General features: G+C 65.1%; 19 protein-coding genes. 4 read left to right on the top strand and 15 right to left on the bottom strand.

Going from position 1 to position 18,899, the window contains the following annotated elements:
* Positions 1 to 131: 131 nt before the first annotated feature.
* Positions 132 to 566 carry a Cu(I)-responsive transcriptional regulator gene (gene cueR, locus FHS82_RS09750; RefSeq protein ID WP_166951742.1) on the bottom strand — a complete coding sequence of 145 codons (435 nt, stop codon included), beginning with the start codon at positions 564 to 566 and terminating at the stop codon, positions 132 to 134.
* Positions 563 to 3,076, bottom strand: coding sequence for a heavy metal translocating P-type ATPase (locus FHS82_RS09755; protein ID WP_166951745.1), 2,514 nt, complete (start codon positions 3,074 to 3,076; stop codon positions 563 to 565). Before FHS82_RS09755 ends, cueR begins: the two co-directional genes overlap by 4 nt.
* A 154-nt stretch (positions 3,077 to 3,230) precedes the next feature.
* Here FHS82_RS09755 and FHS82_RS09760 point away from each other — a divergent pair, with 154 nt between their 5' ends.
* On the top strand, positions 3,231 to 3,431 hold the full coding sequence (locus tag FHS82_RS09760; protein ID WP_166951748.1) for a heavy-metal-associated domain-containing protein: 201 nt from the start codon (positions 3,231 to 3,233) through the stop codon (positions 3,429 to 3,431).
* A 222-nt stretch (positions 3,432 to 3,653) separates the two neighbouring features.
* Here the strand turns inward: FHS82_RS09760 and FHS82_RS09765 are convergent, their stop codons facing one another.
* Positions 3,654 to 3,968, bottom strand: coding sequence for a hypothetical protein (locus tag FHS82_RS09765; RefSeq protein WP_166951751.1), 315 nt, complete (start codon positions 3,966 to 3,968; stop codon positions 3,654 to 3,656).
* Between the two features lie 242 nt (positions 3,969 to 4,210).
* Positions 4,211 to 4,699: a type III secretion system chaperone gene (locus FHS82_RS09770; protein WP_166951754.1), complete on the bottom strand. Its 489-nt coding sequence runs from the start codon at positions 4,697 to 4,699 to the stop codon at positions 4,211 to 4,213.
* Between the two features lie 401 nt (positions 4,700 to 5,100).
* On the opposite strand from FHS82_RS09770, the gene FHS82_RS09775 reads away from it, so the two are divergent.
* Complete coding sequence (locus tag FHS82_RS09775) at positions 5,101 to 5,598, top strand: group III truncated hemoglobin (protein ID WP_166951757.1); 498 nt, start codon at positions 5,101 to 5,103, stop codon at positions 5,596 to 5,598.
* A gap of 66 nt (positions 5,599 to 5,664) precedes the next feature.
* Here the strand turns inward: FHS82_RS09775 and FHS82_RS09780 are convergent, their stop codons facing one another.
* Genes FHS82_RS09780 through FHS82_RS09795 form a run of 4 tightly spaced genes read right to left on the bottom strand, consistent with a single transcriptional unit; the run spans position 5,665 to position 9,099 of the window.
* Positions 5,665 to 5,889, bottom strand: coding sequence for an alkylphosphonate utilization protein (locus tag FHS82_RS09780; RefSeq protein ID WP_166951760.1), 225 nt, complete (start codon positions 5,887 to 5,889; stop codon positions 5,665 to 5,667).
* Positions 5,886 to 6,902 (bottom strand): Hsp33 family molecular chaperone, encoded by a 1,017-nt coding sequence (locus tag FHS82_RS09785; protein WP_166951764.1) that lies wholly within the window; start codon positions 6,900 to 6,902, stop codon positions 5,886 to 5,888. Before FHS82_RS09785 ends, FHS82_RS09780 begins: the two co-directional genes overlap by 4 nt.
* Positions 6,899 to 7,891 carry an ornithine carbamoyltransferase gene (gene argF, locus FHS82_RS09790; RefSeq protein ID WP_166951767.1) on the bottom strand — a complete coding sequence of 331 codons (993 nt, stop codon included), beginning with the start codon at positions 7,889 to 7,891 and terminating at the stop codon, positions 6,899 to 6,901. The genes FHS82_RS09785 and argF overlap by 4 nt, the downstream gene beginning before the upstream one ends.
* On the bottom strand, positions 7,888 to 9,099 hold the full coding sequence (locus FHS82_RS09795; protein WP_166951770.1) for an acetylornithine transaminase: 1,212 nt from the start codon (positions 9,097 to 9,099) through the stop codon (positions 7,888 to 7,890). The genes argF and FHS82_RS09795 overlap by 4 nt, the downstream gene beginning before the upstream one ends.
* Positions 9,100 to 9,694: 595 nt before the next feature.
* Between FHS82_RS09795 and FHS82_RS09800 the strand changes: the two genes are divergently transcribed.
* Positions 9,695 to 10,291 carry a GcrA family cell cycle regulator gene (locus tag FHS82_RS09800; protein ID WP_166951773.1) on the top strand — a complete coding sequence of 199 codons (597 nt, stop codon included), beginning with the start codon at positions 9,695 to 9,697 and terminating at the stop codon, positions 10,289 to 10,291.
* 151 nt (positions 10,292 to 10,442) lie between these two features.
* Here the strand turns inward: FHS82_RS09800 and phoB are convergent, their stop codons facing one another.
* The 7 genes from phoB to FHS82_RS09835 all read right to left on the bottom strand — a co-directional run bounded on the left by phoB (position 10,443) and on the right by FHS82_RS09835 (position 17,801).
* Positions 10,443 to 11,147, bottom strand: a complete 705-nt coding sequence (gene phoB, locus FHS82_RS09805) for a phosphate regulon transcriptional regulator PhoB (protein WP_166951776.1) — start codon at positions 11,145 to 11,147, stop codon at positions 10,443 to 10,445.
* Between the two features lie 585 nt (positions 11,148 to 11,732).
* A complete protein-coding gene (phoU, locus tag FHS82_RS09810; RefSeq protein ID WP_166951778.1) occupies positions 11,733 to 12,443 on the bottom strand; it encodes a phosphate signaling complex protein PhoU in 711 nt (236 codons plus the stop codon).
* Positions 12,444 to 12,507: 64 nt separating this feature from the next.
* Positions 12,508 to 13,317 carry a phosphate ABC transporter ATP-binding protein PstB gene (gene pstB, locus FHS82_RS09815; protein WP_166951781.1) on the bottom strand — a complete coding sequence of 270 codons (810 nt, stop codon included), beginning with the start codon at positions 13,315 to 13,317 and terminating at the stop codon, positions 12,508 to 12,510.
* Positions 13,314 to 14,153, bottom strand: coding sequence for a phosphate ABC transporter permease PstA (gene pstA / locus FHS82_RS09820; RefSeq protein WP_166951784.1), 840 nt, complete (start codon positions 14,151 to 14,153; stop codon positions 13,314 to 13,316). Before pstA ends, pstB begins: the two co-directional genes overlap by 4 nt.
* Positions 14,154 to 14,155: 2 nt before the next feature.
* The gene (gene pstC, locus FHS82_RS09825; RefSeq protein WP_166951787.1) at positions 14,156 to 15,148 is read right to left on the bottom strand and encodes a phosphate ABC transporter permease subunit PstC; all 993 of its coding nucleotides are present in this window, start codon (positions 15,146 to 15,148) and stop codon (positions 14,156 to 14,158) included.
* A 183-nt stretch (positions 15,149 to 15,331) separates the two neighbouring features.
* Positions 15,332 to 16,351 carry a phosphate ABC transporter substrate-binding protein PstS gene (gene pstS / locus FHS82_RS09830; protein ID WP_166951790.1) on the bottom strand — a complete coding sequence of 340 codons (1,020 nt, stop codon included), beginning with the start codon at positions 16,349 to 16,351 and terminating at the stop codon, positions 15,332 to 15,334.
* 190 nt (positions 16,352 to 16,541) lie between these two features.
* Positions 16,542 to 17,801, bottom strand: coding sequence for an ATP-binding protein (locus FHS82_RS09835; protein WP_166951792.1), 1,260 nt, complete (start codon positions 17,799 to 17,801; stop codon positions 16,542 to 16,544).
* 111 nt (positions 17,802 to 17,912) lie between these two features.
* On the opposite strand from FHS82_RS09835, the gene ppk2 reads away from it, so the two are divergent.
* Positions 17,913 to 18,872: a polyphosphate kinase 2 gene (ppk2, locus tag FHS82_RS09840; RefSeq protein ID WP_246225265.1), complete on the top strand. Its 960-nt coding sequence runs from the start codon at positions 17,913 to 17,915 to the stop codon at positions 18,870 to 18,872.
* Positions 18,873 to 18,899: the final 27 nt, after the last annotated feature.

The raw sequence follows: 18,899 nt of genomic DNA on the forward strand, positions 1-18,899 counted from the left end.
ACATTAATTTCCAACCGGTTGGTTATTATTGCAGCGCAAGCATGAGTCAAGCGCGCTACCGGCCAGGAACGTGCGCGCGGACACATGCCGGGGCGCCGTGAAACCGTTGCGGCGCGACGCGCGGCAGCGCCTCACCGGCGCGCGGAGGCATGTGGGGACCGGCTGGACGCGGCCTCCGCGCCCTCCGACAATTCCTCGATGATCGGGCAATGCGGGCGGCCGTCGCCACAGCAATTGTCGGCCAGATGACGCAGGGTATCGGCCATCTGCTTCAGTTGCCGCATGCGCGCCTCCAGTTCGGCGATGTGGGCGAGCGCCACCTGCTTGACGTCCGCGCTGGCGCGCGAGCGATCCCGCCACAGGGCGAGCAGCGTCTCGATCTGCGGCACGGAGAAGCCGAGGTCGCGCGCGCGACGGACGAAGCGCAACGTGTGGACGTCCGCCTCCTCATACACGCGATAGCCCGCCTGCGTGCGCACGGCGCTGCCGATCAGGCCGATGGACTCGTAGTAGCGGATCATCTTGGCCGATACGCCGGACGCCCGCGCCGCCTCGCCGATGTTCATGCCGCCATCTCCATCGGCCCCCGGAAGCGGCGCAGACGCAGCGCGTTGGTGAGCACGAACACGCTGGACAGCGCCATCGCCCCTGCCGCCAGCATCGGCGACAACAGCGTGCCGTTGACCGGATAGAGCGCGCCCGCCGCCACTGGAATAAGCGCGGCATTGTAGGCAAAGGCCCAGAACAGGTTCTGGCCGATGTTGCGCATCGTCGCCCGTGACAGCGCGATGGCGTTGACCACGCCGCGCAGATCGCCCGACATCAGCACAACGTCCGCGCTTTCGATGGCGACGTCCGTGCCCGTCCCCACGGCGATGCCGACGTCCGCCGCCGCCAGCGCCGGCGCATCATTGATGCCGTCGCCCACGAAGGCGAGCCGCGCACCCTGCGCGGACAGGCGGCGGACGACATCGACCTTGCCCTCCGGCAACACCTCCGCCTCCACGGTGTCGATGCCGAGGCGCCTGGCGATGGCCTCGGCTGTGCGGCGGTTGTCGCCGGTGACCATGGCGACCTTCAGCCCCATGTCGTGCAACGCCCGGATGGCGGGCAGCGTCGTCGGCCTGAGCGGATCGGCGACCGCGACGACGGCGGCGAGACGCCCGTCGACGGCGGCGTAGAGCGGCGTCTTGCCTTCCCCGCCGAGCCGGACCGCCTCGTCGGCGAAGGGAGTGGGATCGATGCCGAGTTTCTGCATGAAACGGTCCGCGCCGACATCCACCCGCGCGCCGCCCGCCGTGCCTGTGACGCCATAGCCCGGGACGGCCTCGAAAGTGTCCAGCGTCACCGCCGCCAGCCCGCGCGCCGCCGCCGCCGCGACGATCGCCTGCGCGATGGGATGTTCGGAGCGGGCCTCGACAGCGGCGACGAGCGCCAGTACCGTGTCTTCGGCGAAACCATCCCGCACCGCGAAATCGGTAAGTTCCGGCTGGCCGGCCGTGAGCGTGCCGGTCTTGTCGACGGCGATCACCGACGCCTCGCGCAGCCGCTGCAGGGCCTCCCCCTTGCGGAACAGCACGCCCAGCTCCGCCGCCCTTCCCGTGCCGACCATGATGGAGGTCGGCGTTGCGAGCCCCATGGCGCAGGGGCAGGCGATAATCAGCACGGCCACCGCGTTGACCAGCGCGAAGGTGAGCGATGGCGCGGGGCCGAAGATGAGCCACACCGCGAAGGTGAGCGCCGCCGCCACAAACACAGCCGGCACGAACCAGGCGGTGATCCGGTCCACCAGCGCCTGCACCGGCAGCTTGGCGCCCTGCGCCGTCTCCACAAGGCGGATGATCTGGGCGAGGACGGTCTCCGCCCCCACCCGCGTCGCGCGGAAAGAGAAGCTGCCGGTGCGGTTGACAGTGCCCCCCACCACGGCGGCGCCGACGCCCTTCTCGACCGGCACCGGCTCACCGGTAATCATCGATTCATCGACAAAGGACGCCCCCTCGACCACCTCGCCGTCGACCGCGACCCGCTCGCCGGGCCGCACCACGACGACATCGCCGGGCACGACGTCGCCGATGGCGACCTCCACGGCAGCCCCGCCGCGCAGCACGTGCGCCGTCTTCGGCTGCAGGCCGACGAGCCGGCGGATAGCCTCGCTGGTGCGGCCCCTGGCGCGCGCCTCCAGATAGCGGCCGATCAGGATCAGCGTGACGATCACTGCCGCTGCTTCATAATAGACATGAACGGTGCCTGTCGGCAGCAGGCCGGGCAGGAAAGTCGCGACAACCGAAAATGCCCACGCCGAAGCCGTGCCCACGGCAACGAGCGCGTTCATATCGGGCGCGCCGCGCAGCAGCGCCGGGACGCCCTTGACGAAAAAGCGCCGGCCTGGGCCGAACAGCACCAGCGTCGTCAGGACGAACTGGCCGTACCAGTTCCACGGCCCGAGCATGCCTGCGATCCAGTGGTGGAAAGCCGGAACGAGATGGCCGCCCATCTCCGCCACGAACACCGGCAGGGTGAGCGCGGCGGCGAGAGCCACATCGCGCCCGAGCGCCGCGATCTCGGCGGCGCGCGCCGCACGTTCGCGGTCGGTGCTGTCCTCGGCGGCGTGGATATGGGCCTCGTAGCCGGCGCGGCGGATCGCCGCCTCGATGGCGCCGGGCGCGACGGCACCCACGGCAACGGTAACGCTGGCGCGTTCGGTGGCAAGATTCACGGAAGCCGCGATCACGCCCGGCACGTCCCTGATAGCGCTCTCAACGCGCAGCACGCACGACGCGCAACTCATGCCGGCGATGGAGAACTCCAGCGTCTCGCGCCGCACGTCATAGCCCGCCGCCTGCACCGCGCCGATGATGGCCGGCACGTCGGGCGCGCCGGAAAACGCGACGGTGGCCCGCTCCGTCGCCAAGCTGGCACTCGCACCGGCAACGCCCGGCGCCGACCTGATCGCATTCTCCACCCGCGACACGCACGACGCGCAGCTCATCCCTTCGATCGCCAGTTGAAGCGGTTCGCGACGCGCGAGCGCGGAGCGGGCATCGGAGCCGGCGGGGCGGGATACGGACTGGGACATGATAACGCACCTCGAACGACGGAAACATCGTTCGCTTCAATAGACCTTCCCATGATGGCAAGGTCAAGCGCGGCTCCTGCTCGAATCCATGTTGACCTTGCCATCATGGGAAGGTGGATGTTGTCTATGGCGATTCGAATGAAGGAGATTGAGGATGCCGACGTTGAAAGTGCCGAAAATGAACTGCGAGGGCTGCGCCGCGACGATCGAAAAAGCGGTGAAGAGTATCGACCCGCAGGCGAAAGTGACGGCCGACCTCGCGGCCAAGACGGTCGCCATCGAGACGACAGTCGACCCGCAGGCCGTGTCGCGGGCCGTCAAGGCCGCCGGATACGACAACGCGCCGGCCGTGTAACAACGCGCGAGAGAGAACGCATACCCCGCCGGTGCGGCAGCCTGAAACCAGATGGCTTGAACAAACGGATCGGAGCGGCGAGCAGGAAACGAAGTTTCGCGGCTGCGCCATCCGTTTGATTGTACAAAACCCTTTCCCGAAAGCGGCATTCACTTATCGGTTCAACGTCCCCGGGAACAGCGTGCGTCACCGGACGCCAGATAGCCGATAACCGCGAGTCCTTCAGACAGCCTTGTCCGGAGCCATGCGGGATGCGGATGAGAGACTGATACCCGACTGCGCCTGCGGCGGAAACTGGGCAGCGTCATTGACCCTCACGCTGCGGCCGAAAGCGCGCCCCACTTGCCCGGATGCCGTGCCCCGCGTTTCAGTAGCAGCGGGAGAAGAAACAGAAATAAGCGTCCGTGTTATGCCCATATCAATGCTCGACATCTGGCAATATCTCCACTTTTCCAATACCGGATAATAACGCCCTTGACTGGCAAAGAGCCCTAATGACAAATTTTTAATTATTAAAACATCATAAAACCAACTCACATGAAATACCCACCTCTTACTTCCGCGTTTGCCTTGCATACAGAAAGCAAAAATCAAAACATGCAGCAAAAACGACGGATTGCACCATATTTACCCATCCGCGAAATCCGAAAAAACAATTACATGAGCGAAAAATACAGCCGCCGTTGAAATCCGCAATGGCACATCTTCCGCTACGAAAAGATAAAATCTCCATATATTCCTTATCTATAGCAGAAGACCATTGTAGTCAAACGATCTATTCAGATGCGCATGGCACCCTCGGATTTCGAAAAGTCGCTCACCGGCGACCCCGATGTTCCCTCGCCGCGCAACAGAACATCGAACGGCGACCTTTTCAACCATTCGATCCGGTCGACGGCAGCCTTCAGCGCTTCCTGAAACCGCTCCTGCGTCAGGCCCGACAGAGGGATGCGATCCGACCAGATGACCTGCCCGTGCACCTCGTCAAAGGTCAGCGCGCCCTCGCCGCCGAACGCGGAGGAATGCGCGCTCACCGCGAGACGCCGAAAGAACCCGTCGTCAACAGACGGCGGCACTTGCCCGACGGGACCGTAGAGCATGAACGCATCGCGCGCGCCGTCATAGAAGATATTGAGCGCATGGTCGTCGAACAGCAGCCCGACAAAGCCACGCTCCCCGAATGTCAGATCCGGCAACCCGACATAGGCGCCAAAACCCGAAAGAAGCGCTTCTGCATCCAGAGAAACCGCCACCCGCACCTCACTCATCGCACCGCCCCTGACCTTACGATCGACCTGCCCCTTCAGACAACGGTAGAGAGAAAACGGCTCATCTGAAATAGACCCCTAAAAACCAGTAAATCAAAACAAAAAACAAGCAAACAATAACAGAATTAAGTTCAATTCAATAATTTCCCGAAATTTAACCTCTCTTTCCAGAAAGTCATAATCCGCTCATAAACTCCTTGATTTATGGCGTATTTTATTTTTTATCATAACGGAAGCATAAGTCAACAATTCTGGCTGATGCGCCCCGCCGGATCGTCTTGCGCCATGCTGGCGGAAGGCCGCGACAAGGGCTGCGACACCACCACACCTTTGCCGCGCCGCCGTTCGCGTATATCGTTAGCCATGCAAGTGGCAGGGGCGCATTCAAAGGGAAGCGTTGTATGGAGGATGTGGCAGAGCGCAGGGCGCAGATCGTGGCGGAAATCATGGCCGCGACGGGAATCGACGACGCGATGATCGCGCGTCTTGTCGATGCGTTTTATGCGCGCGTGCGGGAAGATGCCGTCCTGGGCCCGGTCTTCAACACCCATGTGGCTGACTGGGACATCCATTTGGCACAGATGCGCCTGTTCTGGTCGTCGGTCGCGCTGATGAGCGGGCGCTATCACGGCCGGCCGATGCCGAAGCACATGAACCTGCCCGTTGACGCCCGCCATTTCGACCACTGGCTGCGGTTGTTCGAGAGCGTGGCGCGCGAGGTATGCCCGCCGGCCGCCGCCGAACATTTTCTCGAACGCGCACGGCGCATCGCCGAAAATCTCGAATACGGCGTCGCCGTGAGCAATGGAGCGGAACTCGTGCGCGGCGAGCGCTTCATCAATCCGCACCTGCCGTCGCCGGACGCTGACGGACACACGGCACAGCAATTGCCCTGCTGATCCCGGAAGGCTGAATCGGACATTCCACGCCGGCACAGAGACCGCGGGCCGAGATGCCTCGGCACATCAGGCCTTCTTGACGAATTCCGTCTTCAGCACGAGCCCTTTCACCTGCTTGGTGTTGGCCTCGATCTCGCCAGGACTGCCGGTGAGGTGGATGTTCTTCACCAGCGTGCCGCGCTTCAGCGTCTCCGAGGTTCCCTTGACCTTGAGATCCTTGATCAGAGTCACGGAATCGCCGTCCGAAAGCTGCGTGCCGTTGCTGTCCTTGACGATGACGTCGTCGCTCATGGTGTGCTTCCTTCCTGCGAACCGCTTTCGAGGCCGATCTCGGCCGGATCGATATCATAATGACGCGAGCAGAACTCGCAGGTGACGCCGATGCGCCCGTCGTCCCCCACCATGGCGCGCCTGTCGTCCTCGTCGAAGCGCGTCAGCGTCGCCAGAATGCGGCTCCGGTCGCAGCGGCACGCTTCCCGCACACCCTGCGCCTCGAACACCCGCACGCCGCGTTCGTGGAACAGCCGGTACAACAGCCGCTCGCTCGACACCGTGGAGTCGATCAGTTCGTGATCCTCCACCGTATCGACCAGCAGGTGCGCCTCCCGCCAGCGGTCATCGACCTCGTCGCCATCCTCGCCGGCGGACTGAGCGGCGGCACCCTCGCCTCCCTGCGGCAGGAATTGCACCATCAGGCCGCCGGCGCGATACGCCGTATGGCGCCCCTCGCCCGCTCCCGAAATCTCCTCGCCGACCGCCAGCCGCACGCGCGTGGGGATCTGCTCGGACTGGCGGAAGTAGGTGTGAGCCGCATCCTCGAAGCCGCCACCCTCGATCGCCACGATGCCCTGATAGCGCGACATCTCGGCGCCCTGGTCGATTGTCAGCGCCAGATGGCCGTGGCCCAGCAGCGCGCCGGTGCCGGTCTCGCCCGCTGCCTCCGCCGCCGCAACCTTGTCCGCATCGAAAGTCGCGCAGGCGCGCAGCCGGTCTGGCGTGTCGAAATCGACCACGACCATGCTGACCGGCCCGTCCGAGCGCGTCTGGAGCTGGAACCGCCCCTGGAACTTCAGCGCCGAGCCGAGCAGCACGGTCAACGCCGCCGCTTCGCCCAGCACGCGCGACACCACCGGCGGATAGCCATGCCGCGACAGGATGAGATCGATGGACGGGCCAAGCCGGACCGTCCGCCCACGCACATCGAGCCCCTCCGCGGCGAAGGGCAGCACGCTGTCATCGGCCCCCTCGCGCGCACCGGCGGGCACGCCGCCCTGCGCGCCCGTCTGCTTGCTCGCCGCGCTCATCGCCGCCCGTCTCCGGAAGGCACCGCCTCCCCGTCCGCGAGGTCGACACCCAGACACCAGGCCAGCACGCCCTTCTGCGCATGCAGACGGTTCTCCGCCTCGTCGAACACCACCGACTGCGGCCCATCCATCACGGCATCCGTCACTTCCTCGCCGCGATGGGCAGGCAGGCAGTGCATGAAGACAGCGTCCTTGTTGGCGGCGGCCATCAGCTTCTCGTTGACCTGATAGGGCCGCAGCAGGTTATGGCGATAGCGCTCATCGTCGTCGCCCATCGATACCCAGCAATCCGTGATGACGGCATCCGCCCCCTTCACCGCCTCGAACGGATCGTCCGTGATGACCACCTCGCCCCCCTGGGCCCGCGCCCATTTGACGAGGTCCGCGCGCGGTGCGAGATCGGGCGGCGTCGCCACCGCGATCCGGAAATCGAGCTTCACGGCCGCGTGAATCCAGGACGTCAGCACATTGTTGGCGTCGCCCGTCCAGGCGACCGTGCGACCGCCGATCGGCCCGCGATGCTCCTCGAAGGTCATCAGGTCGGCCATGATCTGGCAGGGGTGCGACAGCTTGGTAAGGCCGTTGATCACCGGCACGGTCGCGTATTCCGCGAGTTCCAGCATGGCCGCGTGGTCGAGAATGCGGATCATGATCGCGTCGACGAAGCGCGACAGCACGCGCGCCGTATCCGGAATGGACTCGCCGCGCCCGAGCTGCATTTCCGCGCCCGTCAACATGATGGGCTCGCCGCCGAGTTCGCGGATGCCGACATCGAAGGAGACGCGCGTGCGGGTGGAGGGCTTGTCGAAGATCATCGCCAGCACCTTGCCGTCGAGCGGTCGGCTCGCCTGCCGGCTACCCCGGACGCGCCGCGCCTTGATCGCCGCGCCGAGGTCGAGCACTGCCCGCACCTCGTCACCCGAGAAATCGCTCAGATCGAGAAAGTGCCTCACCTTCCGGTTTTTCGTCGCTCCGTTACCCTTGGTCATCCTGCATGTCTTTCGTCTGCGTTTTCTGCGTCTGCGTGCGTCACGAACGTCTCCGCTACGGCGCCGAGGCCGGCCACTGCCTCGGCAATTTCGGCCTCGCTGATGATCAGCGGCGGCAGCAGGCGCACCACGTTGTCGCCGGCCGCGATCACCACCAGCCGGTGCGCCAGTGCCTTCCTGACGAAGTCCGTGTTCGGCACCTTCAGCTTGAGGCCGAGCATCAGCCCCTCGCCCCGTACGTCGGCGATCACATCCGGATAGCGGTCCTTCAGCTCCGCGAGGCGCTGGCGGAATAACCCGGCCTTTTCCTGCACGCTTTCCAGAAAGCCCGGCGCGAGGATCACGTCGAGTACCGCGTTACCCACCGCCGTGGCGAGGGGATTGCCGCCGAAGGTCGTGCCGTGGGTGCCGAGCGTCATGCCCTTGGAAGCCTCGCGCGTCGCCAGGCTCGCCCCCAGCGGGAAACCGCCGCCGATGCCCTTGGCGATGGCCATGATGTCGGGCGCGATCCCGGACCATTCATGGGCGAACAGCTTGCCCGTGCGCCCGACGCCGCATTGCACCTCGTCGAAGATCAGCAGCAGGCCGTTGTCGTCGGCGATCTGGCGCAGGCGGCGCAAATCGGCCGGCGGAACCGGGCGGATGCCGCCCTCGCCCTGCACGGGCTCGATCAGGATGCCGCCGGTCTGCGGGCCGATCGCCGCCGCGAGCGCCTGCCAGTCGCCGAAGGGCACCTGGTCGAAGCCGTCGACCTTCGGCCCGAAACCTTCAAGATACTTCTGCTGGCCGCCGGCGGCGATAGTCGCCAGCGTGCGGCCGTGGAACGCGCCTTCGAAGGTGATGATGCGGTAGCGCTCCGGATGGCCGTCGGCCGAGTGATACTTGCGCGCCGTCTTGATGGCGCATTCGAGCGCCTCCGCCCCCGAGTTGGTGAAGAACACAGTATCGGCGAAGCTCGCGTCGACGAGCCGCCCGGCAAGGCGCTCCGCCTGCGGGTTCTGGAACAGGTTCGAGATGTGCCACAGCTTGCCGCCCTGCTCGGCGAGCGCCGCCAGCAGCGCGGGATGGCTGTAGCCAAGCGCGTTGACGCCGATGCCCGAGCCGAGGTCGAGATATCGCTGCCCGTCGCGCGCCACAAGCCAGACACCTTCACCTTTCTCGAAGATTACATCAGCCCGCGCATAGGTCGGCAGAAGTGGCGACGTCACAGCAGATACTCCAGGGGCAGGCAGGCGATCACGGCCTGCGCACGAAAGACAGCGGCAGCGCCGGCCGCGACCTACGCCCGGCCATGTGCAGCATCCGCCGTCACACGAAATCCCGGGACCGGGTTCCATGCAAACAGGGCATGGCTCCGCCACGGGAAACGGAAAAAGCCGCCCCACGGGGCGGCAACCTGTTTAACTTATTGTCAGTGCGAAAGACATTCAAGCACAAACTGAAGCCGATTGGCGCCCGTGTTGCCGGCTGCCGGAGCCGGCCCGGAGGCAGCAGGACATGAAGCCGCAGCCGCCGGCGTGAAGAATTTTGTCACACGGCCTTGAAATTGCCGGCATTCACAGCATTTTTCATGGCATCAAGAGTTCGTTTACAATCTCTCCTGTGGGAAAATGCATGCTTGTGCAAGCACGACTCTTGCCGGAGAGTCACGGCATATAGTAGTTTCCCGCTTGAGAGCCACGAAATATCGTCCGGCTGTTCCTTCCAGCGTTTCCCATGAGGCGAACGTTGCGCCCGGCAACAGGTCACTTGCCGGCGACTTGAAGGATTCCGCGCGAGACGCGGCATGATGGAGCATGAGTAATGAGCGATCCCGGCAATACCTGGACTGACGAACGTGTCGAGCAGTTGCGCAAACTCTGGAGCGATGGCCTGAGCGCCAGCCAGATCGCAACGGAGATCGGCGGCGTCAGTCGCAATGCGGTGATCGGCAAGGTTCATCGTCTGGGTCTGTCGGGCCGTGCGAAGGCCCCTGCCGCCCAGACGCCCCGTCAGCCGCGGAAGGCGCCGGCCCCGGCTGCGCCTGTCGTTTCCGCCCCCCGCCAGGCCCCTTCGGTCGCCGCGCCCGCGCCGGTCCCGCAGCCGTTGGCATCGACCTTCGGCAACGCCGCCCTCGCGACGGCGGCGCTCGCCGCAGAACCCGATGACATGCCGGCGGCAACCCTCGCGACGGACATCGTGCCCGTAGTGCGGGAGAACGTTGTCGTGCCGATGTCCGAGCGTGTCACGATCATGGATCTGCGCGAATACATGTGCCGCTGGCCGGTCGGCGATCCGACCTCCCCGAATTTCCGCTTCTGCGGCGCGCGTGCGGTGACGGGCATGCCCTACTGCACGCACCACGCCAGCATCGCCTACCAGCCGGTGCTCGACCGCCGCCGGGACCGCAAACGGGCCTGAGCGGCGGCGCGGCATTCCGCATGGATGCATTCGATATGACAAGGCCGCCGGTCTTCCCGGCGGCCTTTTTGCTGGAGAACTGTCAATGACACGCGGCGCCTGCGGCATATGCACGCAGGGATAAGCGGGTTACCCGATTTGTGCATGTCAGCTATTCGCTGCGCGCAAAGGTTTCGTCAAACGCATATCCTGCGCCACGCACGGTGCGGATCGGATCCGGACTGCGGGCGCGGTTGATGGCCTTGCGCAGACGCCCGACATGCACATCCACGGTCCGCTCGTCGATATAGACATCGTGCCCCCAGACGCCGTCGAGCAACTGCTCGCGGGTGAAGACACGGCCCGGGCTCTGCATCAGGAATTCGAGCAGTTTGAACTCGGTCGGCCCCAGATGCAGCTCGCGGCCGCTGCGGCGCACGCGCCGCGTCTCGCGGTCAAGTTCGATATCGCCGGCCAGCAGCAGCGTCGCCACGTGCCCGGGCTTGGTCCTGCGCAGCAGCGCGCGCACGCGCGCCAGCAGTTCCGGCACCGAGAAGGGCTTGACGACGTAATCATCCGCGCCGGTGGCGAGGCCCCGCACCCGCTCGCCCTCGTCGCCGCGCGCCGTGAGCATGATGATCGGCAGGCGCTCGGTGTCGCCGCGCGCGCGCACGCGCCGGCACAGCTCGATGCCGGAGAGGCCGGGCAACATCCAGTCGAGCAGGACGAGATCGGGAACCTGCTCCCTCAGCCTAATTTCCGCCTCGTCACCGCGTCCCACGCTGTCGACGGAATAGCCCTCGGCTTCGAGGTTGTAGCGAAGAAGCAGCGCGAGCGGCTCCTCGTCCTCCACGATGAGAATGCGTGGTCCTACCATGAGGTCCTCGTGGTATCGCCCGCAGCAAGTGCGAGACATCGAAACTTCACGCGCTCGGGCTACACTGCCTTGGTGGGCAAAGCCGTGCGAACGGGCGCCGACGCGCAATGCACCCTGTCCGGTAACGCCGTTTCCCGAAGAGCGCGACTCGTCGAGAAGTGGTCGGGTTCGTGCGGCGCTTGAACAAGACCCGCATGAGACCCGTCGAAGAGACCGGTAGCGCCGGCATGGCGCCTCCCGGACGTGGCCGCTGGCATGGGATGACGCCGCGCACGACAGCAAGAACCTTCGGACCGCAGTCCGAAAGCGTTCCCGACGTGCCGGAACGATCAGCGCATCGCTTGAGACGTCCAGATTTTCCTGTACGCCCGATCCATTCCTTCATGCCGGAGGAAGCCCTTCATCAGCGCTGCCCCCAACAAATCCGGCCTAGAGCGCACGCTCTGATGAAATCAGGGCGTGCGCTCTAAATTTTACATTTTATCGCAACTTGCATTCGATTCTATGGATTGACTTGAATGCAAACTGCTCTAGTGACACCGCCGGGCAGAAGCGCCGCGCAGGCACCCCGGCATTGCACGTCCATCACACCGCAGGCGTGGTGGCGAAGCTCGTGGTGTCGCCCTTCGGACGCTCGCCCGCCAGCGTTTCGCCGGTCGTCAGGAAGTAGATCGTCTCGGCGATGTTGGTGGTGTGATCGCCGATACGCTCGATGTTCTTGGCGAGGAACAGCAGGTGCGTGCAGAACGTGATGTTGCGCGTGTCTTCCATCATGTAGGTGAGCAGTTCGCGGAAGACGGAGTTGTAGAGCGCGTCGATGCGGTCGTCGCGGTTCCACACTTCGAGCGCCTTCTTCTCATCGCGCTGGGCGTAGGCGTCGAGCACGTCCTTGAGCTGCTCCTGCACCAGATCGCTCATGTGCTGCACGCCGCCGACGATCTTGGCGGGCTGCAGTTCGGAGCTGATTGCCAGCACGCGCTTCGCCGTGTTCTTCGCCAGATCGCCGATACGCTCCACATCGCCCGCCACGCGGATGGCGGAGATGATGTCGCGCAGGTCAACCGCGACCGGCTGACGACGGGCGATCGTCGCGACCGCGAGTTCCTCGATCTCGCGCTGCAGACTGTCGAGACGCGAGTCCGCATCGATGACCTGCTGAGCAAGAGCGACGTCACGACGCACGAGCGCGCGGGTGGAGTCGTCAAGCTGCTTCTCGGCAATGCCCCCCATCTCGGCGATCCTGCTGCGCAGGAGTTCGAGATCGGCGTCGAATGAAGTTACAATATGTTCGGCCATCACCAGTATCCCTGTTTGGAGGCAGCACGGGCAGCGCGACGCGCCGCCCGTATCTGTCTGCGCATCAGCCGAAGCGGCCCGTGATATAGTCCTGCGTGCGCTTGTCCTGCGGCGCGGTGAAGATCTTCGTCGTTTCCGCGAATTCCACCAGTTCGCCGAGATACATGAACGCCGTGAACTGCGACACGCGCGCCGCCTGCTGCATGTTATGCGTCACGATGGCGATCGTGTAGTCTTCCTTCAGCTCGTCGATCAGCTCCTCGACCTTCGAGGTCGAGATCGGGTCGAGCGCCGAACAGGGTTCGTCGAACAGGATGACCTCAGGCTTCACGGCGACGGTACGCGCGATACACAGACGCTGCTGCTGGCCGCCCGAGAGGCTTTGGCCGGAGGCGCCCAGCTTGTCCTTGACCTCGTCCCAGATAGCGGCGCGGCGCAGCGAGGACTCGACCCGCTCATCCATCTCCGCCTTGTTCAGGCTCTCGTAGAGGCGCACGCCGAAAGCGATGTTGTCGTAGATCGACATCGGGAACGGCGTCGGCTTCTGGAACACCATGCCGACCTTGGCGCGCAGGGCGTTGAGGTCCTGGCCGGGGTTGAGCACGTTCTGACCGTCGACAAGCACCTCACCCTCGGCCCGCTGGCCGGGGTAGAGATCGTACATGCGGTTCAGCACGCGCAGCAGCGTGGACTTGCCGCAGCCCGACGGGCCGATGAACGCGGTGACGATCCGGTCGTACAGCGGCAGGTTGATGCCCTTCAGCGCCAGCGAGTTGCCGTAGTAGAACTTGAGATTGCGGACCGAAACCTTTTCGGTGAGCGGGCCGGCGGGGATTGCCGGGGGCACCGGTTGCGTGGCGCTCTGGGTGGTCATTTCTTCTTCCTCGTCGAAAGAGCGCGAGCCGAAATGCTCATCGCAAGAACCGTGAAGGTGATAAGCAGGGCGCCCGTCCATGCAAGCTGCTGCATGTTCTCGTCAGGCGTCTTGGTGAAGTTGTAGATCACGACCGGCAAGCTCGCGATTGGCTGGCCCATGTCCAGGCTCAGGAAGTTGTTGCTCAGCGCCGTGAACAGCAGCGGCGCCGTCTCGCCGCTCACGCGCGCCACCGCCAGCAGCACGCCGGTGACGATGCCCGTGATCGCCGCCTTGTAGGCAACCTGCTTGATCACGATCGAGCGCGGCAGGCCGAGGGCCGTGGCCGCCTCGCGCAGCTGGCCGGGCACCAGCAGCAGCATGTCTTCCGTCGTGCGCACGACGACGGGAATGACGATCACCGCCAGCGCTGCGGCGCCCGCCCAACCCGAGAAGCCGCCGAAGGGCGCGACCAGCACTTCGTAGATGAACAGGCCGATGACGATCGACGGCGCCGAGAGCAGGATATCGTTGATGAAGCGCACGACATTCGTGAGCTTATTATAGCGGCCGTATTCCGCCATGTAGGTTCCGGCGAGGACGCCAAGCGGCGCGCCGACGAGCACGGCGACCACCGTCATCATGATCGAGCCGATGATGGCGTTGAGCAGGCCGCCCCCGACGGAGCCCATGCTCGGCGTGATTTCCGTGAACACGGCCAGCGACAGGCCGGAGAAACCTTCCCAGACCAGCACGACCAGGATGAGCAGCAACCACATGATGCCGAACAGCGCAGCCGCCGTGCAGAGGCCCATGGTGATGCTGTTTTTGCGCTTGCGCGCGGCATACGATACCATGATCAGGCCCCCAGCTTGTTGAGACGCGCCAGCATGAGGCGAGCGACCGCCAGCACGATGAAGCTGATGATGAACAGGATGAGGCCGAGCGCCACCAGCGAGGAGCGGTAAAGGCCTTCGGACGCCTCGGCGTATTCGAGTGCGATGGTCGCCGAGATCGTGGTGCCGGGCTGCAGGATCGACGCGGAAATCTGCTTGGCGTTACCGATGACGAAGGTCACCGCCATCGTCTCGCCCAGCGCGCGCCCCAGCGCCAGCATGACGCCGCCGACGAGGCCGGCGCGGGTGTGGGGAATGACCACGTTGCGGACAACTTCCCAGGTGGTGCAGCCGATGCCGTAGGCCGCTTCCTTCATCACCGGGGGAACCGTCTCGAACACGTCGCGCGACACCGAGGCGATGAACGGCAGCACCATGATCGCCAGGATGAGGCCGGCCGTCAGCGTGCCGAGGCCGTAGGGAGGGCCGGCGAAGACCGCGTTCAGCACCGGAACCGGGCCGAACAACGTGATCAGGAAAGGCTGCAGCGTCTGCTGCAGGAAGGGGGCGAACACGAAGAAGCCCCAGATACCGTAGATGATCGAGGGAATACCGGCCAGCAGCTCGACCGCGATGCCGATCGGGCGGCGCAGCCGCATCGGGCACAGCTCCGTCAGGAACACCGCGATGCCGAGACCCACGGGAACAGCGATCAGCATGGCGATCAGCGATGTCACCAGGGTGCCGTAGATCGTGGCGAGCGCGCCGAATTCCTCTGCGTTGGCGTCCCACGTCTGCGATACGAAGAAGTTGAGGCCGAAATGGCTGAGCGCCGGCCACGCACCGTAGATCAGCGACAGCACGATGGCGAAAAGAAGCGCCAGCACGAGAAGCGCCGCCGACCGCGTCAGGTGGAAGAATAACGTGTCGTTCTGCCTGAATTTGTTCAGGGCCTGCGATCTGTTCACCGCTGCATCGTTGCCGCGGGATATGTCTTTTATAGCAACGTCGGCCATGAGTTCTCTGCCTGTGTGCGAAGGGACCCCTTTTCAACCCGCCGCCATGGGGCAGTCGCAGATGCGGCAGGCAGGCGAAAACGCGCCATTCGCAAACTGCCTGCGCGGGTATGAGGCGCCGCAGCGGGGAAGGTCGGGGGGCACCCGCATGGCGCCCCCCGTTCAGCCTGCGGACGAGGCCGCTTACTTGTTCTTGACTTCAGCCGCCCAGACAGCGCGGATCTGGTCGGTCACGCTCTTGGGCAGCGGAATGTAGGACAGTTCCTCGGCGATCGAAGCGCCCTTCTCGTAGGCCCAGTCGAAGAACTTCAGGGCAGCGGCGGACTGCGCCTTGTCCTTCGGCTCCTTGTGCACGAGCACGAAGGTCGCAGCCGTGATCGGCCAGGAGTCTGCGCCAGCCTGGTCGGCGAGGATCACGCCGAAGCCGGGAACCGACTTCCAATCCGCGTGAGCAGCGGCGGCCTGGAACGTCGCGGAGCTGGGCGCCACGAACTTGCCGTCCTTGTTCTTCACGCGCGTGTACGACAGGTTGTTGGCCTTGGCGTAGACGTATTCGACATAACCGATCGAACCGGCGATCTTCGCGACGTTGTTCGCGACGCCATCGTTGCCGGGCGCGCCGAGACCGACCGGCCACTGCACCGTGGTGCCGACGCCGAGCTTGTCCTTCCATTCGGCCGAAACCTTCGAGAGGTAGCTCGTGAAGTTGAAGGTCGTGCCCGAGGAGTCAGCGCGGCGCACCACGGCGATGGCCGTGGAGGGCAGCTTGACGTCGGGGTTCAGCGCCTTGATGGCCGCGTCGTCCCACTTCTTGATCTCGCCGAGGAAGATCTTGGCGAGCGTCTCGCCGTCGAGAGCGATCTCGCCCGGCTTGATGCCTTCGAGGTTGACGATCGGAACCACGCCGCCGATGACGGTGGGGAACTGCACGAGGCCGGACTCTTCGAGATCCTTGCCGGAGAGCGGAGCGTCGGTGGCGCCGAAGACAACCGTGTTGCCCTTGATCGCCTTGATGCCGTTGCCCGAACCGCTCGACTGATAGTTGATCTGAACGCCCGTCTCCTTGTTGAAGGCCTCAGCCCACTTGACATAAACAGGAGCGGGGAAGCTGGCGCCAGCGCCCGTGACGGTCTGGGCACCCGCAGGAGCGGCGAAAGCGACGGCCGCGAGGCCAGCGGCAGCGTAGAGGTGAGAGAATTTCACGGAACGTCTCCAGGAATGGATTCAAATGAATGTGTCCGCCCGCCGCCGAATTGCGGCCGGCGCAGCGTGGTCGCCATGGACAAGGCCGAACTTAATGGCCGTCACCAAGAGTCTCTATGACGCTCTGATGACACTTCAATGACATGTATCCGCCCGCGCGGAGATTCTGTTCTCTGGCCGGCGGTCCCCGTCAGGTATCTTCCCCGGCCGGGACGACTCTGGGCAGCGAGACCCTGAACATCGCGCCCTCGCCGCTCCGGCTTTCGATATCGAGGCGGCCGCGATGGCGGTTGACGATATGCTTGACGATGGCAAGGCCGAGCCCCGTGCCGCCCTTTTCCCGGCTTTCGGCGACATCGGCGCGGTAGAAGCGCTCCGTCAGGCGCGGCAGGTGCTCGGGCGCCACGCCGGGACCGTAGTCGCGCACCTCGATCACCACTTCCTCGCCGCCAGCCTTGCGCTTTGTCACCGATACGTCGACGCGCTGGCCCTTCTGGCCGTATTTGATGGCGTTCTCGACCAGGTTCTCGACCACGCGCAGCAGTTCGTCGCGGTCGCCCGTCACATAGACGGGCATCGGCGCCAGCTCCAGCGCGACGGTGACGCCACGTTCCTGCGCGAGCGGCGCCAGGGTCTCGATCATGTGGCGCACCAGCAGCCCCACCTCAACCGTGTCGCTCGGCGGCACGTGCAGGTTCATCTCGATGCGGGAGAGCGAGAGCAGATCGTCGATGAGACGCGACATGCGCCTGGCCTGATCGCGCATGATGACCAGGAAGCGCTCGCGCGCGTTCTCGTCATTGCGTGCCGGCCCCTGCAGCGTCTCTATGAAGCCGATCAGCGAGGCGAGCGGCGTACGCAGCTCATGGCTGGCGTTGGCAACGAAGTCCACCCGCATGTGCTCCAGCCGGCGGGCGCTGGTGAGATCGCGGATCAGCAGCACCGCTCCTTCGGGCAACGGGCCCTGGCCTGTGAGGAGCGGCGCAATGTGCGCTTCCAGCGTGCGCTCCACCGACCCATGCTCCCGGAACTCCGCCTGCACCGCCCCGCCGCCGCGCAGCACGGTCTCGATGCCGTCGAGAACAGCGGGCGCGCGCACGATGAACGCCAGCGGCCGCGCCTCCACCAGCAGCGGAAACAGGGCCCGGCCGGCCGGGTTGACGTTGAGCACCACCCCGCGCCGGTCGATCAGCACCACCGGATCGGGCAAGGCGGCGAGCAGCACCGCCGGAGAAACCGCGCTGGCGGAAGCGGGCTTCACGCCCCCCACCGCGAGGCGCTTGCGCAGCGGCCGGCTATCCCTGAACAGCGCCGCCGCCAGCAGCGCCGAAAGCGCGGCGCCGGCCAGCGTGGCCCAGCCGAAGGAGCCGTTGAGCATCTCGACCAGCCCCAGAATCGCGGCGGCCAACAGGGCCGCGCGAAGGGCAATGCCCCGTGAACTCAATTCCATTCCGATTCCCTGCCGATTCCCTTGTCCGCGCCCCGGTTGCCGCCGGCGCGGCTGTTAACCCGGCTTATAAACCGTTATGATGCCATTAAAGTCATGACAGGGAGACGGCAGATGGCCCATCGCGCGAGGCAAAATCGGAAATCCGGAGATGGTGCGAACGACGACGCGGACGTGGCGGCGGCGGAGACAGCTCACGGCGCGTCGGACGTTCTGGCCTCGTTCGACATCCACGCACCCGAGTTGCCGCAGGCGATCGCGGATGCGGCCCTGCGCTCGGGCGGATTTCCCTATGACGACAAGCTGTCGAGCAAGGTCTACAGGCGGGAGTTGCGCGGCCTGCAGATCGAGCTGCTGAAGCTCGCCACCTGGGTGCGTCAGTCCGGCGAGCGGCTCGTCGTGGTGTTCGAAGGGCGCGACGGCGCCGGCAAGGGCGGCGCCATCACGCGCTTCACCCAGCATCTGAACCCGCGCAGCGTGCGTATCGTCGCCCTGCCCCGCCCCTCAAACGTCGAGGCCGGGCAATGGTACTTCCAGCGCTATGTCAGCGAGTTGCCCTCGGCGGGCGAAATCGTGCTGTTCGACCGCTCCTGGTACAATCGCGCGGGCGTCGAGCCGGTGATGGGCTTCTGCTCGCCGGAACAGACCGAGCGCTTCCTGAACGAGGCGCCGGTTCTGGAAAAGCTGTGGACGAACGACGGCATCCGCCTGATCAAAATCCTGCTGACCATCGGGCCGGAGATGCAGATGGCGCGGCTGCACGCGCGCGAGCACGACCCGCTGAAGCACTGGAAGCTGTCCCCCATCGACTATGAGGCGATCCCGCGCTTCGATGCTTATTCCCGCGCCTTCGACCGCATGATCGAGCACACCAGCACGCCGCACGCCCCCTGGACGGTCATCCGCGGCAACGACAAGCTGCGGGCACGCCTGGCCGTCATCCGCCACGTGCTGACCGCCACGCCCTACACCGACAGGGACGACAGTGTCATCGGCAAGGAGGACCGCGGCGTGGTGCTCTCCGCGAAGCGTTTCCTGTGCAAGGGCGGCGAACCGACCGCGAACGGCGATTGAACGGAGGGCCGGCGCGCTACCGATTCA

The organism is Pseudochelatococcus lubricantis (genome assembly GCF_011762225.1).
In the GTDB taxonomy this organism is placed as follows: Bacteria; Pseudomonadota; Alphaproteobacteria; order Rhizobiales; family Beijerinckiaceae; genus Pseudochelatococcus; species Pseudochelatococcus lubricantis.